The organism is Tepidibacter formicigenes DSM 15518, assembly GCF_900142235.1.
GTDB lineage: Bacteria > Bacillota > Clostridia > Peptostreptococcales > Peptostreptococcaceae > Tepidibacter > Tepidibacter formicigenes.
Window position 1 is genome coordinate 1 of the sequence record NZ_FRAE01000064.1, and the last position, 15,025, is coordinate 15,025.

A 15,025-nucleotide genomic window follows, 5' to 3' on the forward strand; every position below is an offset into this window, starting at 1 on the left:
TTTTTATTCTATAGGAAACTATAAATTTTTTAAACTGTTGATAACTTTGGTAACTGAATAAAAGTATCAACTATTTTGAGCAACGGAGTCCGTTAGGACTCGTTGGCGACATGAGCCATGCGATAGCATGAAGCGAATTTTTTTATCTATAAATGTATAAATTAAAAATATTTGTTAATAATCATAATTGGCATTTGACAATAATAAAAATGAATACTATAATTGTAATTAGCATATGCTAATTACAAAATGTTACATATGAAAAATAGGAGGGGTAATTTTGGAATTTCAAAAAGAAAAAACAAATGATCTTACGAATATAAAAAAAATAATAGCTGTTATGAGTGGAAAAGGAGGAGTTGGAAAATCCTCTGTAACTTCTTTAATGGCAGTAGCTTTAAGAAATAAAGGATACAATGTAGGAATTTTAGATGCTGATATTACAGGACCTAGTATTCCTAAAGTGTTTGGAATTAATGCTAAAAGAGCTGAGAGTGATGGTACACACATATATCCTGTAACTACAGCTACTGGTATTAAGGTAATCTCTCTAAATTTACTTATAGAAAAGGAAGATTCTCCAGTTATATGGAGAGGACCTATAATTGCAAATAGTGTAAAACAGTTTTATACAGATACAGCATGGGGAGACCTTGATTATTTGTTAATTGATCTTCCTCCAGGAACTGGAGATGTACCTCTTACAATAATGCAATCACTTCCTGTAGATGGAATAGTAGTGGTTACATCGCCTCAGGATTTAGTAAGCTTAATAGTTACAAAATCCATAAATATGGCTAAAATGATGAATACTCCAATACTTGGAATAGTGGAGAATATGAGTTATTTTGAGTGTCCTGATTGTAACAAAAAAATTAATATATTTGGTAAGAGTAATATTGAAGAAATAGCTAAAGATATGGATATAGATGTAATTGCAAAGCTTCCTATAGATCCACAGTTTGTAGAGCTTTGTGATGAAGGAAGAGTTGAGTTATACGAAAAAATTAATTTGGATTTTGAAGAGAGTTTTTCTAAAAAAATATCAGAAAAAATAGGAGGTTAAGATAATGAGAATATGTGTTACTAGTACAGGAAATAATGAGAATGCTAAGGTTGATTTAAGATTTGGAAGATGTTTATATTTTGCGATATACGATACAGAAAATAATACTTTTGAATTTGTAGAAAATGATGGAGTTAAATCAACTCAAGGAGCAGGAATTGCAGCGGCACAGCAGGTAGTAGATAAAAAGGTTGAAGCTGTTATTAGTGGTAGCTTAGGGCCTAATGCTAAGAGAATATTAGATGCTGCTGGAATAAAGGGATATGAAATTAAAGGTGAAACTGTAAATGATGCAGTGAAGTTTTTTATGGACAATGAATTATCTACAATAGAAAAGGCTGGACCTTCTCATTTAGGTATGCAAAAATAGAAGGAGATGATAAAGTGCAAATAGCAGTACTGAGCGGAAAAGGAGGAACAGGAAAAACTACAATTTCTACTAATCTCGCTAAATTGATGGGAGGAATGTATATAGATTGTGATGTTGAAGAGCCTAATGGTTTTATATTTTTAAAGCCTGAGGTTGAGGAAACTGAAGATGTTTTTATACCTGTTCCTACAATAGATAAGGATAAGTGTATAGCTTGTAAGAAGTGTATTAATGCGTGTCAGTTTAATGCACTTGCATTTGTAAATGAGGTTGTTTTATTTGAAAAGCTGTGCCATGGCTGTGGAGCATGTATGCTTTCGTGTCCTACTGGTGCAATTTCAGAGATAGAAAGAAGCATAGGAAAAATTCACAAAGGAAAAAGTGATAATTTAGAGTGTTTAATGGGGATACTAGATATAGGGGAGCCGATGGCAGGACCTATAATAAGTCAACTTAAGAAGAAAATCGATGATGAGAAAATTACTATATTAGATTGTGCTCCGGGAAGTTCTTGTAATGTTGTAAAGGGACTTTATGGTTCTGATTATGCAATACTTGTAACTGAGCCTACAAAATTTGGGCTTCATGATTTAAAAATAGCTGTAAAGCTTGTAAGAGATATGAATATTCCTTTTGGGATAATAATAAATAGAGCTGATGAGAATAAAAATTTAATAGAAGATTATTGTGAAGCTGAAAATATAAAGATTATTGGAAAAATCCCTTTTTCAAAAAAAGTAGCACAGCTTTACTCTCAAGGAAAATTAATAGTTGAAGATGAAGAATATAAAAATGTATTTAAAGAAATAATAAAAGAGCTTGAGGGGGTGAGCTAGTGCAGTTAGTTGTTATAAGTGGAAAAGGAGGAACAGGAAAAACTACAGTTGCAGGAGCTTTTTCCTATTTAAGTAGCAATAGCTTGAAGGTGGATTGTGATGTTGATGCATCAAATCTTCACATACTACTTGGTGGAGAAGATGTAGAAAAAAATGATTTTATTGGAGCTAAGGTTGCTCATATAGATAGTGAAAAATGTGTAGAGTGTGGAAAATGTATAAAAGCTTGTAGGTTTGATGCTATAGATGATTTTAAAGTAGATCCTTTGAAATGTGAAGGCTGTGGAGCTTGTGTTGTTGTTTGTAGGCATGATGCAGTAGAGCTTGAAGATGAAGTAACAGGAGAGACAATTATAACTAAAACTGATAAGGGGATTTTATCAAGAGCAGAGATGATTCCAGGAGCAGAAGGTTCTGGAAAGCTCGTTACAGAGGTCAGAAAAAATGTTCAAAAATATAAAAAAGGTGAAGAATTAATAATATTAGATGGTTCGCCTGGTGTTGGGTGTTCCGTTATGGCATCAGTAACAGGTTGTGATATGGCTTTAATAGTTGTAGAGCCTACTCAATCAGGGGTTGAAGATTTTTTAAGAGTATTTTCTGTAGCTAAGATGTTTAACTTAAAATCATTTGTATGTATAAATAAATACGATATCAATGAAGACATATCAAAGGAAATAGAACATGTATGTAAAGTTGAAAATATAGATGTAATTGGAAAAATTCCTTTTGATGAAACAGTTAAAAGGTCAATAAATGAATTAAAGCCTATTGTAGCTTATGAAAATAGTAAGGCTGCAGAGGAAATAAAAAATATGTGGAAAATATTAAATGAAAAATTAAAGGAGGTAAATTAAATGAAAGTAGCGATTGCAAAAGAAGGAAATATGGTATCAGGTCATTTTGGACATTGTGAAGGATTTGAAGTATTTGATTTAGAAAATAAAACTGTAGTGAAAAGAGAATTTATAGAAAATCCAGGACATAGACCAGGTTTTTTACCTAGATTCTTAGCTGAAAAAGGAATAAATCTTATCATTGCAGGTGGAATGGGAGAAACAGCACAAGTATTATTTAGAGAAAATGGAGTTGATGTAATAGTTGGAGTAATGGGAAGTTTAGATGATGTAATTGATAAATTTATAAAAGGTGAATTAAAATCAACAGGAAGTGTTTGTAAAGAGCATCAGCATGAAGGAGATTGTGGGAACCATTAATGGATGATAAAATTTTATTAATAAAAAATCTTATAGAAAAAAAAGGTTATAAATTTACTAATCAGAAAAAAATGATATTAGAAGAATTGTTCAAGGTAAATACTCATTTAAATAGCAAGCAAATTTATGATAAAGTAAAAGATAAAAAAATAGGTCTTGCAACTGTATATAGAACTTTGAATTTATTTAGTGAAATAGGAATAGTCAAAGAAATAAATGTTGATGGTGTAAGCTATTATGAATTAAAAATGTATGGTAAAAAGCCTTTACATATTCATTTCCAATGTGTAAAATGTAATAGTGTAATAGATATAGATGATAATAATCTTAACTTACAGTATTTAAAAATAGGTAGAGAAATTGAGGATAAGAATAATGTAGATATTTACGATATAGACATTATGCTTGTTGGAGTATGCGATAAATGTAAAAAGCCTACTGTTAAAAATCAGTAGGTTTTTTTCTATTAAGTGATAGGAGGTGAAGTTTTTGCCAAGACCTATAAAGCCTAGAAAGATTTCTTTTGTTCCCAAAAATAGGTATTTTGTTCCTTATGGAAAACAAAAATGTAGTGTAGATGAAATAGAGCTTAAATTTGAAGAAGTTGAAGCTATGAGACTTAAAGATATAGAAAATTTATCACAAGAAGAATGTGCTAAAAGAATGAATGTGTCAAGGCAGACTTTTCAGCTTATTATAGATGAGGCAAGGAAAAAAGTTGCTTTAGCATTGACAAAGGGAATGGCTATAAATATACAAGGTGGAAATTATACATTCAACATTTGTAAATATAAATGTGTAGAGTGTGGAAAAGAGTTTGATAAAGTTTATGAGCAAAATATTAATGCTTGTCCAGAATGTGATTCAGAAAAAATTGCATGTATACAAAAGAAAAACTGCTGTATGAAATCTTGTAGAAAGAGATGGTGTAAAGATATAAAAGAAATAGAGGAAAAATAATATGAAAGTTGAATTATAATAATATATAAAGTGCCAGGAGGAATTGAATATGAATAAGGTTAGAAAGGCTATAATACCTGCAGCAGGTCTTGGAACAAGGTTTTTACCAGCAACAAAAGCGCAGCCAAAAGAGATGCTTCCAATAGTTGATAAACCAACACTTCAATATATAATAGAAGAAGCAGTTGAGTCTGGAATAGAGGAAATATTAATAATTACAGGTAGAAATAAAAAAAGTATAGAAGATCATTTTGATAAATCTGTAGAGCTTGAGCTAGAGCTTGAAAATAAGGGAAAAAAAGAGCTTCTTGAAATAGTTAGAAATATATCTAATATGATTAATATTCATTATATAAGACAAAAAGAACCAAAAGGTCTTGGTCATGCAATATCATGTGCAAAGCATTTTATAGGAAATGAACCTTTTGCTGTAATGCTTGGAGATGATATTGTTGACTCTAAAATACCTTGCTTAAAACAGCTAATGAATGCTTATAGTGAATATAGAACAACAATTCTTGGAGTTCAAGATGTTCTAAAGAATGATGTAAATAAGTATGGAATAGTAGGAGGAAAGCATATAGAAGATAGAATATATAAGGTTAAGGATTTAGTTGAAAAACCAGATCCTGATAAAGCTCCTTCAAATATTGCAATTCTTGGAAGATATATAATAACTCCTAGTATATTTGAAATACTAGAAAACTTGCCACCTGGAAAAGGTGGAGAAATACAGTTAACAGATGGTCTTAAGGAGCTTTCAAAACGAGAAGCTATGTATGCTTATAATTTTGAAGGAAGAAGATATGACGTTGGTGATAAATTAGGATTTTTACAAGCTACTGTTGATTTTGCATTAAAGCGTGATAACTTAAAAGATGAATTTTTAGATTATTTAAATAAAATTGTTAAAAGCTATGATAAGAAATAGAAAAAAATCCTTGTATTAAATTTAATGCAAGGATTTTTTTCGTTTTGTGTACATTTATAATTAAAAAACATATATTATTATTGCCAAGGGGTAATTATTTTTTAAAGGAGAGGTAAATATGAATAAGCCAAATAAGATAATAATACATCATTCTTTAACGAAAGATGGAAAAACTGTTAGTTGGAAAGCAATAAGAAATTATCATAGAAGTAAAGGATGGAAAGATATAGGATATCATTGGGGAATAGAGCTTGTAGGTGATGAGTATGAAATTTTTAAAGGAAGAAATGAAAATGAAGTGGGAGCACATACAAAAGGACAAAATTCTAGCAGTATAGGGATATGCTTAGTGGGAAATTTTGATATAGATGAACCACCAAAGGCACAATTATATAAACTAATTGAGCTTATAAGAGATATATGGAGTAGATATGGGCAATTGCCTGTATATATGCATAATCAGTTCGCTAGTTACAAATCTTGTCCAGGGAAAAAATTCCCTTATAATTGGCTTTTAAATGAACTTAAAAGTGGGGAAAACAAAGAAGGTAATAATGATTTTAAGTTGGCAATAAATAAGTTAGCAGAAAAAGGAGTGATAAATTCTCCTGATTATTGGATAAAAAATGATTTATATAAAACTAAATATGTAAGAGAACTTATAAAAAAATTTGCAAATAAAATAGGATAGCTAATGCTATCCTATTTTATTTGCAAATTTTTAAAGAAAGTAGTATAATAATTGCATAAAATGAGTGAGTACTCAATTTTAAGGAGGAGAGAAGGTGTCTAGTAAAAAGTCAAAGCAAACTAAAGATAAGATATTTAATGCAGCATTGAAAGTGTTTTCAGAAAAAGGATTTTCAGGTGCAACTACTAGTGAAATATCAAAGGAAGCAGGAGTAGCTGAAGGTACAATATTTAGATATTATAAAACCAAAAAAGATATTTTAAGAGGGGTAATGCTTGAGTATGTAGAAAGGTTTGATGACTTTGTAAATTTAGAATCATTAAAAAAAATTATAAAGGAAAATAAAGATAAATCTATAGAAGAGATATTAAAGATAATATTACTTGATAGATATAAAGTATTTGAAAAACACTATGATATTATGAAGGTTATTCATTATGAAATGCAGTTTCATGAGGATATAAAAAATATGCACTGCGAAAAAATTAAAGAAAAAGAATATCATATGTCAAATTACATATTTGAGCAGATAAAAATAAATAAAGAAGAATACAAAAATATAGATTATAAAGTTATTTCAAGAATTTTTAGAGGTATGATGTTTGGAGTATTTTTTCAAAGAAAAATTGAAAAAGAAAAAGATAATATTATTTCAATAGAAAAAGAAATAGATATTATGATAGACATTTTTTTCAATGGAATTAAGAAAAATTAAATGGAGGTTGAGGTTATGAAAAAAAAAATTAGCTTATTACTTATACTTATTTTAATTTTTACTGTACCTCTTGCAGGTTGTAAAAAGAAGAAAGAAGTTAAAGAGCCTGAGGAAAAAGTTATAAGTGTTGAAACAAAAAAGGTTCAAAAAGGGGATATAAATCTTAAAACTACATTATCAGCAAAAGTAGCTCCTATAGAAGAAGCTAGTGTTGTTCCAAAGATTCCGGGAAAAGTTGCTAAGATTAATATAGAAATAGGGCAAAAGGTAAATAAGGGTGATGTACTTTTTACATTAGATAAGACAGATATGTTAAATGTAGTAAAAAATGCTGAAGCTGCTTATAATATGGCAGTTGCAAATCTTAAAATAAGAGAAGAACAAATAGAAAATGCAAGAACTAATTATGAAAGAATGAAATTTTTATATGAACAAGGAGCTATATCTAAGCAGCAATTTGAACAATATGAGCTTCAAGCGTCATCTACAAATTTAGAAGTAGCAAAAGCTCAGGTTGAGCAATCAAGAGTAGCTCTTGAAAATGCAAAATCAAGTCTTGTGGATACAACTGTTACATCGCCTATATCAGGAGTTATAACAGCTGTAAATATTAATGAAGGAGAAATGGCATCAAGTGCTATGCCAGCGGTTTCTATTGCAAATTTAGATAAGGTAGTAATTGAAACGGATATATCAGAATATCTTATAAATAAAGTAAAGATTGGAGATAGTGTTGATATTTCTATAAAATCAGCAGGGAAAGAAAACTTTAAAGGAAAAATTACAGCTCTATCTCCAGCTACATCACAAGGTTCAATGACATATCCAATAAAAATAGAAATAGATAATAAAAATAAACTAATAAAGCCAGGTATGTTTGGTGAAGTTAGTATAGTTACAGAGAAAAAAGAAAAAGTAATTACAGTACCAAGTGAAGCTGTAATAGTAAAAGAAGGAAATGATGTAGTATTTACTGTTGAAGATAATAAAGCACATATGAAAAATGTATCACTTGGAATTGATAATGGAGAATATGTAGAAATTATAAAGGGAGTAAAAGAAGGTGAAACTGTAGTTATTAAAGGACAGAATTATTTAGATGAGGGAAGTAAAGTTAAAACTGCTAAATAGGGGAGGATACTATGAATATATCAAAAATATCAGTAAAAAGGCCTGTAACAACCCTCATGTTCATGTTTATAGCCATACTAATAGGAATGGTTTCGTTAACACTTTTACCAATAGATCTTTATCCAGAAATGGAGATTCCTGTGGCTATAGTTTCAGTGAATTATAGTGGGGTTGCACCTGAAGAAATAGAAACTTTAATAACAAAGCCTATAGAAAAGTCTGTAGCAACAGTAAGTAACTTGAAAAATATTACTTCTTATTCAAGGGAAGGAAATTCTATAGTTGTAGTTGAATTTGAATATGGTACAGATATGGATTTTGCATCTCTTGAAATGAGAGAAAAAGTAGACTTAGTAAAAGGAATGCTTCCAGATGATGCATCAACTCCTATGGTACTTAAAATAGATCCAAATGCAGAGCCTATAATAAATCTCGGTATTTCGGCTAATATGGATCTTGGAAAGCTTCAATCTATAGTAGAAGATGAGCTTGAATCTCGTTTTGAAAGAATTGAAGGAGTAGCTTCTGTTGATTTATCTGGAGGTGATGAAAAGGAAGTTAAAATCAAGATAAATCAAGAAAAGCTAGAGGGATATGGTTTATCTTTAGGTCAAATACAAAATATTTTAAGAGCTGAAAACTTAAATTTACCTGGTGGAAATGTAAATAAAGGACAAAAGGAATTATTAGTTAGAACAGTAGGTGAATTTAAAAGTATAAATGAAATAAATGAGATACCTTTAACCTTAAATAATGGAGATATAATAAGGCTTTCTGATATAGCATCGATTTCACTTTCTTATAAAGATAAGGACAGCATATCAAGAGTTAATGGTAAAAATAGTATAGGTATTTCTATTACAAAGCAATCTGCTGCTAATACTGTTAAGGTTGCACAAAACATACTTGAAGAAGTAGAAAAAATAAGAAAAGATTATCCTAACATTGAAGTTGTAGTTGGATTTGATCAATCAGAATTTATTAATAAATCTATAAGTAATGTTACAAGTAGTGCTATAACAGGAGGGATACTTGCAGTAGTTATACTTTTCTTATTCTTAAGAAATATAAGATCTACATTTATAGTTGGGACTGCAATTCCAGTATCTATTATAGCTACTTTTGCACTTATGTATTTTGGAGGACTAACAATTAACTTAATATCTCTTGGAGGGCTTGCTCTTGGAATTGGTATGCTAGTTGATAACTCTATTGTTGTTCTTGAAAATATATACAGACATAGAGAGTCAGGACTTTCTAGAGTTGATGCTGCAACTAAGGGAGCAAAAGAAGTCACTATGGCTGTATTTGCTTCAACTATGACAACAATTGCAGTATTTTTACCTATAGTATTTGTTAAAGGATTTACAGCAATAGTATTTAAACAGCTTTCATTTGCTGTAGTATTTTCACTACTTGCATCATTAATTGTAGCAATAACTGTAGTTCCAATGATGTGTTCTAAAATACTGAAGGTCGGAGAAGTTAAAAAGAGAAAACATAAAGGTATTTCTCTTGGAAGAGTACTTGATTTATTTAGTAACTTCATAGACTCTTTAAGTAATATTTATGGTAAAATACTGGATTTTGTTTTAAAACATAGAAAAACAACAGTACTTATAGCTGTGGGTATATTTGTTTCATCTATAGCACTTGTTGGAGCTGTTGGAGGAGAATTTTTCCCTAAAGAGGATGAAGGAAACTTTACCATAACAATAGAAACACCATTTGGAACAACTCTTGAAGATAGTGATAAAATAGTAAAGGAAGTTGAAAAAATAGTAGATACTATTCCAGAAAAAGATAAAGTATTTTCGAAAATTGGAGAATCTTCTGGATTTTCAAGAAGTATCTCTAATAAATCTGAGGTAAATGTAGTTTTAGTAGACCAAAAGGATAGAAAAAGGTCAACAGAAGATGTAGTTAATGAAGTAAGAGAAAAGGTTGAAGATATAGCAGGAGCAAAAATAACAGTTGCAGAGGCTTCTTCAATGAAAGGTGGAGGTCCTTCAAGAGCTGCAATTGAAATTGAGATAAAAGGAGATGACCTTGAAACACTAAAAACAATAGGAGATGATTTTGTAAATATAGTAAAATCAGTTCCAGGAACAGCAGAAGTTACATCAGATACAGAAGAAGGAGATCCAGAGGCTAGAGTTGTTTTAAATAGAAGAATAGCATCTTTTTATGGAATAACAGCAAGTGATGTTGCTAACACTATTAAATCATCAATAGATGGATCAAAAGCAACAACGTTTAAAATAGATGGAGATGAAATAGATGTAACTGTATCCTTAGATGATACTGTTAAAAATTCTATTGAAGATATGAGGCAGATATTAATAAAATCTCCTACAGGAAAAAGTGTTCCTTTAGGACAAATATCAGATGTAAAATATGGAAATTCACCAACTCAAATTACTAGAATAAATCAAACTAGAACTGTAACAGTAGGATCTCAGCTTTATGGAAGAGATTTAAAGTCTGTAACTAATGATATAAAGAAAAAGTTAGAGGGATATAATCTTCCTTCTGGATACAGCTATAACTTTACAGGACAGCAGGAAGATATGGTAGAGGCTTTTTCAAGCTTAGGGCTTGCTTTATTATTATCTATAATAATAGTATATATGGTACTAGCTTCTCAGTTTGAATCATTAATACATCCATTTACAGTAATGCTATCAGTTCCATTTGCATTATCTGGAGGGTTTATAGGATTATTTGTAACAGGAAGATCATTATCTGTACCTGCACTTATAGGGGTAATAATGCTTTCTGGTATAGTTGTAAATAATGCTATAGTTTTAGTTGATTATATAAATCAATTAAGAGATGGTGGAATGGATAGAAAAGAAGCTATAATTAAAGCTGGATTTACTAGATTTAGACCTATACTTATGACTACTTTAACAACAGTGCTTGGACTTATGCCATTAGCTCTTGGAATTGGAGAAGGAGCATCAACGCAAGCTCCAATGGCAACTGTAGTTATAGGTGGGCTTACGCTTTCTACACTTTTAACTCTAGCGTTTATACCGGTTGTATATACTATATTTGATGATTTAATTATAAAATTCAAAAACAAATTTAGAAAAAAGAAAGAGGGGAGATTAAATGAGGAAAGTAGTCATTAGTATATTGTTAGTATTTATGACACTATTAACTTCGATACTCACATATGCAGATAATTCAGGAGAAGAAAATATAAAAAAACTTTCACTAGATCAGGCAATAGATGAAGCAATAAAAAATTCTACTGAACTTAAAACAATTGATTTAGATATTGAAATAAAGGAGATAGAGTTAGATCAGGCAAAACATAGTGAGAAAAAATATAAGGATTCAGAAGTTGTTATGATAAATCCTATGGAAGATTCAAGTGTTCAGAAATTCCAAATAGATAAAAATATGTATAGCAAAAAAGCGAAATATGCTCTTGAAGAAGAAAAAATAAAAAAGAATTATAAAATAGAAGATTTGAAGTATAAAGTAACAGCTTCTTATTATGCAACACTTCAAGCTAGAGATTATTTAAATGTTGCAAATGATAATTTAAAAAATGTAAAAAGAAACAGAGATGAAGTTAAGAAAAAATTTGATTTAGGAGTTGCTTCAAAATCAGACCTTTTAATGGCAGATATATCGTTAAATGAAGCGAATGTAAATTTAGAAAAGGCAAAAACGGATTTAGAAAATGCATATAGAAGATTGAATATGGTTTTAAATTACCCTCTTGATACAAAGCTTGAGCTTACGTCTAATTTTAAGGAAGAAGAATTTAAAGCAGATTTAAATAAAGATTTAGGAAAAGCATATGAGCAGAGATTTGATATGATTCAGATGAATCATAACTATGAAATTGTAAAGCTTGATTTTGAAACAAATTCTATAAAATATCCGGAAAACACTTATGTATATAAAACTAAACAAAGAAATGTAGCTAAAATTGAAAGTGTTTTAGCAGATTATAAAAAAGTAGTTGAATTTGACATAAGATCAAAATACGATGCTGTAATTAATGCTAAAAAGCAAATAGAATTAGCTAAAGCTAATGTTGAAAAAGCAAAAGAAGGATTAAGACTTAGAGAACTTTCTTATAATGCTGGAGTTGGGACTTTACTTGAAGTACAGCAAGCAGCAAATCAATTATACAGTACAAATATATCTTTATCAGCAGCAGTGTCAAACTATAATTTAGCAGTTCTTGATTATAATAAAGCTGTAAATATAGGAAATATAGATTAAGGTTATTATTTTTAAGGTCCCATATTATTAAAAAATAATATTGGGACTTTTTAATTATGTAAAAAGCTAATAAACCATATATAGAGTTTATACCTTTTTCATGCTATAATTATATGATAAAATTAAATTATATAATTATAATGTGTATTAAATTCGACAAAAAGTTAATGCTTAAAAACTTTTAACGTGGGGGGTTTGTAATGAAAAAGTTTCGAATGAAAAAATGGGTTAAAAGTACACTTGCTATAATAGTGGTAGTATTTTTGGTTTTAACAAGTGTAATGTATTCTTTTGGAGCTCAAATGTTTACTGATGTTACTGATAAGCATTGGGCTAAAAAATATGTAGAGGATATGGCTTCTAAAAAGATAATAACTGGATATAGTGATGCGACTTTTAAACCTGATAAATCTGTATCTAGAACAGAATCGATAGTAATGATAACGAGGTTATTTGATCCAAAAGAAATAGAATCAGTATACGAAAAAAATAAATCAAAGTATGAGAAAACTTTAAAGAACCATGGCATATTAACTTATGCAAATTGGGCAAAAGAAGAAATGGTATTTGCACTTGAAAAAGATATTTTAAATAATGAACAGATACTTTCTGCATTTATAAAAGATGGAAAGCCTCAAAATGCTTTAAGATGGGAAATAGCAGTTTATCTTGCAAGAGGATTAGGTCTTGAAGATGAACTTAGTAAAGTAGTAGTTTTAGGATTTAAAGATTCAAATGAAATACCATCAGATGCAAAACCATATATAGATATACTTATTAAAAAAGGAATAATAAATGGAAAAGGTGATTATAAAGGAAACTTTAATCCTAAAAATTCTGTAACTAGAGCAGAACTTGCTAAAATGTTATCTATAGGATATGAATTAGCACATAAAGATGATAATAAAGATTCAAATAATAATGATAATAACAATAATGAAGATAAAAAAGAAGAAGTATTAACTTCTATAGAAGGAAAAATATATGATGTTATTACTTATAACGATAATGTAACAATAACTATATTAAACTCAAAAGGAAATAAATTAGTATTTAGCAACGATAAGGATGATATAGGAATAAAATGGGGAAGTAATAATGCAAGTATTTCTGATTTAAAAAAGGATATGGAAGTTACTCTTACTGTTTCTGGAAATAAAGTATATAGTATAAAAATAAAAGATATAGAAGTAGAAAAAGAAGGGTATTTTTATAACTATTCATTTGAAACAAATGGAGGTAAAATTCTTAGATTTAAGATAAATAATAAATATGAAGAGTATAAAATGGATGATGATACTGAAATAACATTAAATGGTAAAGATACTAATTTCTATGAATTAGAAAAGGAAGATAAAGTAAAAATCAAATTATTAAATGGAAACTTAAAAGAAGTAAAAGCTATATCTAAAGAATTAAAAATAAAAGGTATATTAAAAGAAATATCAAGTTCTAAATTAACTATAGAAAAAGATGATGAAATCTATAAATTCGAAGTAGATGATGATGTTAAGGTTGAAAGAAAAAACAAAGATGCAAAAATATCGGATGTTCGTATAGGAGATAAAGTAGAGCTTAAGGTAAAATATGGAGAAGTTAAAGAGATAGAAGCAGATACTGTTAAAAAAACAGTTGAAGGAATATTAAAAGAAATTAAAATGGCTCAAACGCCAGAGATAACTATATTAGATGAAGATGATAATCTTAAAACATATAAGCTTCTTTCTGGATTTGAAGTAGAAGTAGATAATAAGTCTGCAGGGCTTTATGATCTTAGAATAAATTATAAGGTAGAACTTACTTTGGAAAGTGGAGAAGTAATAAAAATAGAAACTGATGAAGAAACTGTAAAAGAAAGCTTTATGGGAAAAATACTAGATATTGATACAGGGGATAATATTATAGAACTTGAAAATAAATCAGATGGTAAAACATTATATATAAAGTATAATAGCAATACTATTATAATAGATGAAGATGGAGATAAAACAAGTGAAAAAAAATTAGATGATGATGATATAATATCTGTAGTTGGAGAAGATAAGTTAGGATCAATTAGTGCTGATAAAATTATTATAATTGATAATAATTAAGGAGAATTAATAGGGGGATATAAAATGAAAAAATTACTTATTGTAGATGATGAGTTAGGACTCAGATCCCTTCTAAGTAGTTTATTTAGTGAAGAATATGAAGTTTATTTAGCAGAAGATGGAGAACAAGCATTAGATATTGTAAAGGGGAATAGAGTGGATCTTATACTTTTAGACATGAGACTTAAAAGAATGGATGGTCTTGAAATATTAGAAAATATAAGAAAATACGATGAAGAAGTAAAGGTATTTATATTAACCGCTTTTACAGATTCTAAAAAAGTAGACAGATTACATGAACTTAGAATAGAAGGAATACTTCAAAAACCATTTGACATATTTGAATTAAAGGAAAAAGTGGATAGTGTATTAGTGTAGAGTGGATATTTTATCCACTCTCATTTTTTTAAAACTATATTTACAAAACTGTTTTAAGGTAATATAATTAACATATAAACTAAATAATAAACATATTAACTATATAGGAGCATTCCTGTAATGAATAAATTTGAACTTTGATAAAAAAAGTACCTCCTGATAGAATACAGGGTGTAAGGTTGCAACTTACCCCGAATTAAAATAAGACTATCAATGGAGGTACTACAAATGAATTATACACAAAATAAAAAGATTTCGCAAATAACAGAATCAACTTTAATTATTGGAATAGATATAGCTAAATATGCACACGTTGCTAGAGCTCAAGATTTTAGAGGAATTGAGTTAGAGAAGTATATTGAAGTTTCAAATTCTATTGAAGGGTTTCG

General features: G+C 29.1%; 15 protein-coding genes and 1 pseudogene. All 16 read left to right on the forward strand.

What is annotated here, in order from left to right; genetic code table 11:
- Positions 1-280: 280 nt before the first annotated feature.
- Positions 281-1,066: an Mrp/NBP35 family ATP-binding protein gene (locus BUA77_RS10575; protein WP_242939116.1), complete on the forward strand. Its 786-nt coding sequence runs from the start codon at positions 281-283 to the stop codon at positions 1,064-1,066.
- Between the two features lie 4 nt (positions 1,067-1,070).
- Positions 1,071-1,436: a NifB/NifX family molybdenum-iron cluster-binding protein gene (locus tag BUA77_RS10580; RefSeq protein ID WP_072889988.1), complete on the forward strand. Its 366-nt coding sequence runs from the start codon at positions 1,071-1,073 to the stop codon at positions 1,434-1,436.
- A gap of 14 nt (positions 1,437-1,450) precedes the next feature.
- Positions 1,451-2,272 (forward strand): nucleotide-binding protein, encoded by an 822-nt coding sequence (locus BUA77_RS10585; RefSeq protein WP_072889990.1) that lies wholly within the window; start codon positions 1,451-1,453, stop codon positions 2,270-2,272.
- On the forward strand, positions 2,272-3,129 hold the full coding sequence (locus BUA77_RS10590; protein ID WP_072889992.1) for an ATP-binding protein: 858 nt from the start codon (positions 2,272-2,274) through the stop codon (positions 3,127-3,129). The genes BUA77_RS10585 and BUA77_RS10590 overlap by 1 nt, the downstream gene beginning before the upstream one ends.
- Positions 3,130-3,489, forward strand: a complete 360-nt coding sequence (locus BUA77_RS10595) for a NifB/NifX family molybdenum-iron cluster-binding protein (RefSeq protein ID WP_072889994.1) — start codon at positions 3,130-3,132, stop codon at positions 3,487-3,489.
- Complete coding sequence (locus BUA77_RS10600) at positions 3,489-3,944, forward strand: Fur family transcriptional regulator (protein ID WP_072889996.1); 456 nt, start codon at positions 3,489-3,491, stop codon at positions 3,942-3,944. The genes BUA77_RS10595 and BUA77_RS10600 overlap by 1 nt, the downstream gene beginning before the upstream one ends.
- 34 nt (positions 3,945-3,978) lie before the next feature.
- Positions 3,979-4,449, forward strand: a complete 471-nt coding sequence (locus tag BUA77_RS10605; RefSeq protein ID WP_072889998.1) for a DUF134 domain-containing protein — start codon at positions 3,979-3,981, stop codon at positions 4,447-4,449.
- Between the two features lie 49 nt (positions 4,450-4,498).
- Complete coding sequence (gene galU, locus BUA77_RS10610; RefSeq protein WP_072890000.1) at positions 4,499-5,380, forward strand: UTP--glucose-1-phosphate uridylyltransferase GalU; 882 nt, start codon at positions 4,499-4,501, stop codon at positions 5,378-5,380.
- 118 nt (positions 5,381-5,498) lie between these two features.
- Complete coding sequence (locus BUA77_RS10615) at positions 5,499-6,071, forward strand: peptidoglycan recognition protein family protein (protein WP_072890002.1); 573 nt, start codon at positions 5,499-5,501, stop codon at positions 6,069-6,071.
- Positions 6,072-6,165: 94 nt separating this feature from the next.
- A complete protein-coding gene (locus BUA77_RS10620) occupies positions 6,166-6,786 on the forward strand; it encodes a TetR/AcrR family transcriptional regulator (RefSeq protein WP_072890004.1) in 621 nt (206 codons plus the stop codon).
- Between the two features lie 15 nt (positions 6,787-6,801).
- Positions 6,802-7,917: an efflux RND transporter periplasmic adaptor subunit gene (locus tag BUA77_RS10625; RefSeq protein ID WP_072890006.1), complete on the forward strand. Its 1,116-nt coding sequence runs from the start codon at positions 6,802-6,804 to the stop codon at positions 7,915-7,917.
- Between the two features lie 11 nt (positions 7,918-7,928).
- On the forward strand, positions 7,929-11,054 hold the full coding sequence (locus tag BUA77_RS10630; protein WP_072890008.1) for an efflux RND transporter permease subunit: 3,126 nt from the start codon (positions 7,929-7,931) through the stop codon (positions 11,052-11,054).
- Entirely contained in the window at positions 11,035-12,165 is a 1,131-nt protein-coding gene (locus BUA77_RS10635; RefSeq protein WP_072890013.1) for a TolC family protein, read from the forward strand. The genes BUA77_RS10630 and BUA77_RS10635 overlap by 20 nt, the downstream gene beginning before the upstream one ends.
- Positions 12,166-12,365: 200 nt before the next feature.
- Positions 12,366-14,258: an S-layer homology domain-containing protein gene (locus tag BUA77_RS10640; RefSeq protein WP_072890017.1), complete on the forward strand. Its 1,893-nt coding sequence runs from the start codon at positions 12,366-12,368 to the stop codon at positions 14,256-14,258.
- 24 nt (positions 14,259-14,282) lie between these two features.
- The gene (locus tag BUA77_RS10645; RefSeq protein WP_072890020.1) at positions 14,283-14,636 is read left to right on the forward strand and encodes a response regulator; all 354 of its coding nucleotides are present in this window, start codon (positions 14,283-14,285) and stop codon (positions 14,634-14,636) included.
- Between the two features lie 228 nt (positions 14,637-14,864).
- Positions 14,865-15,025 (forward strand): annotated as a pseudogene (locus tag BUA77_RS13560) (IS110 family transposase); the annotation flags it as partial.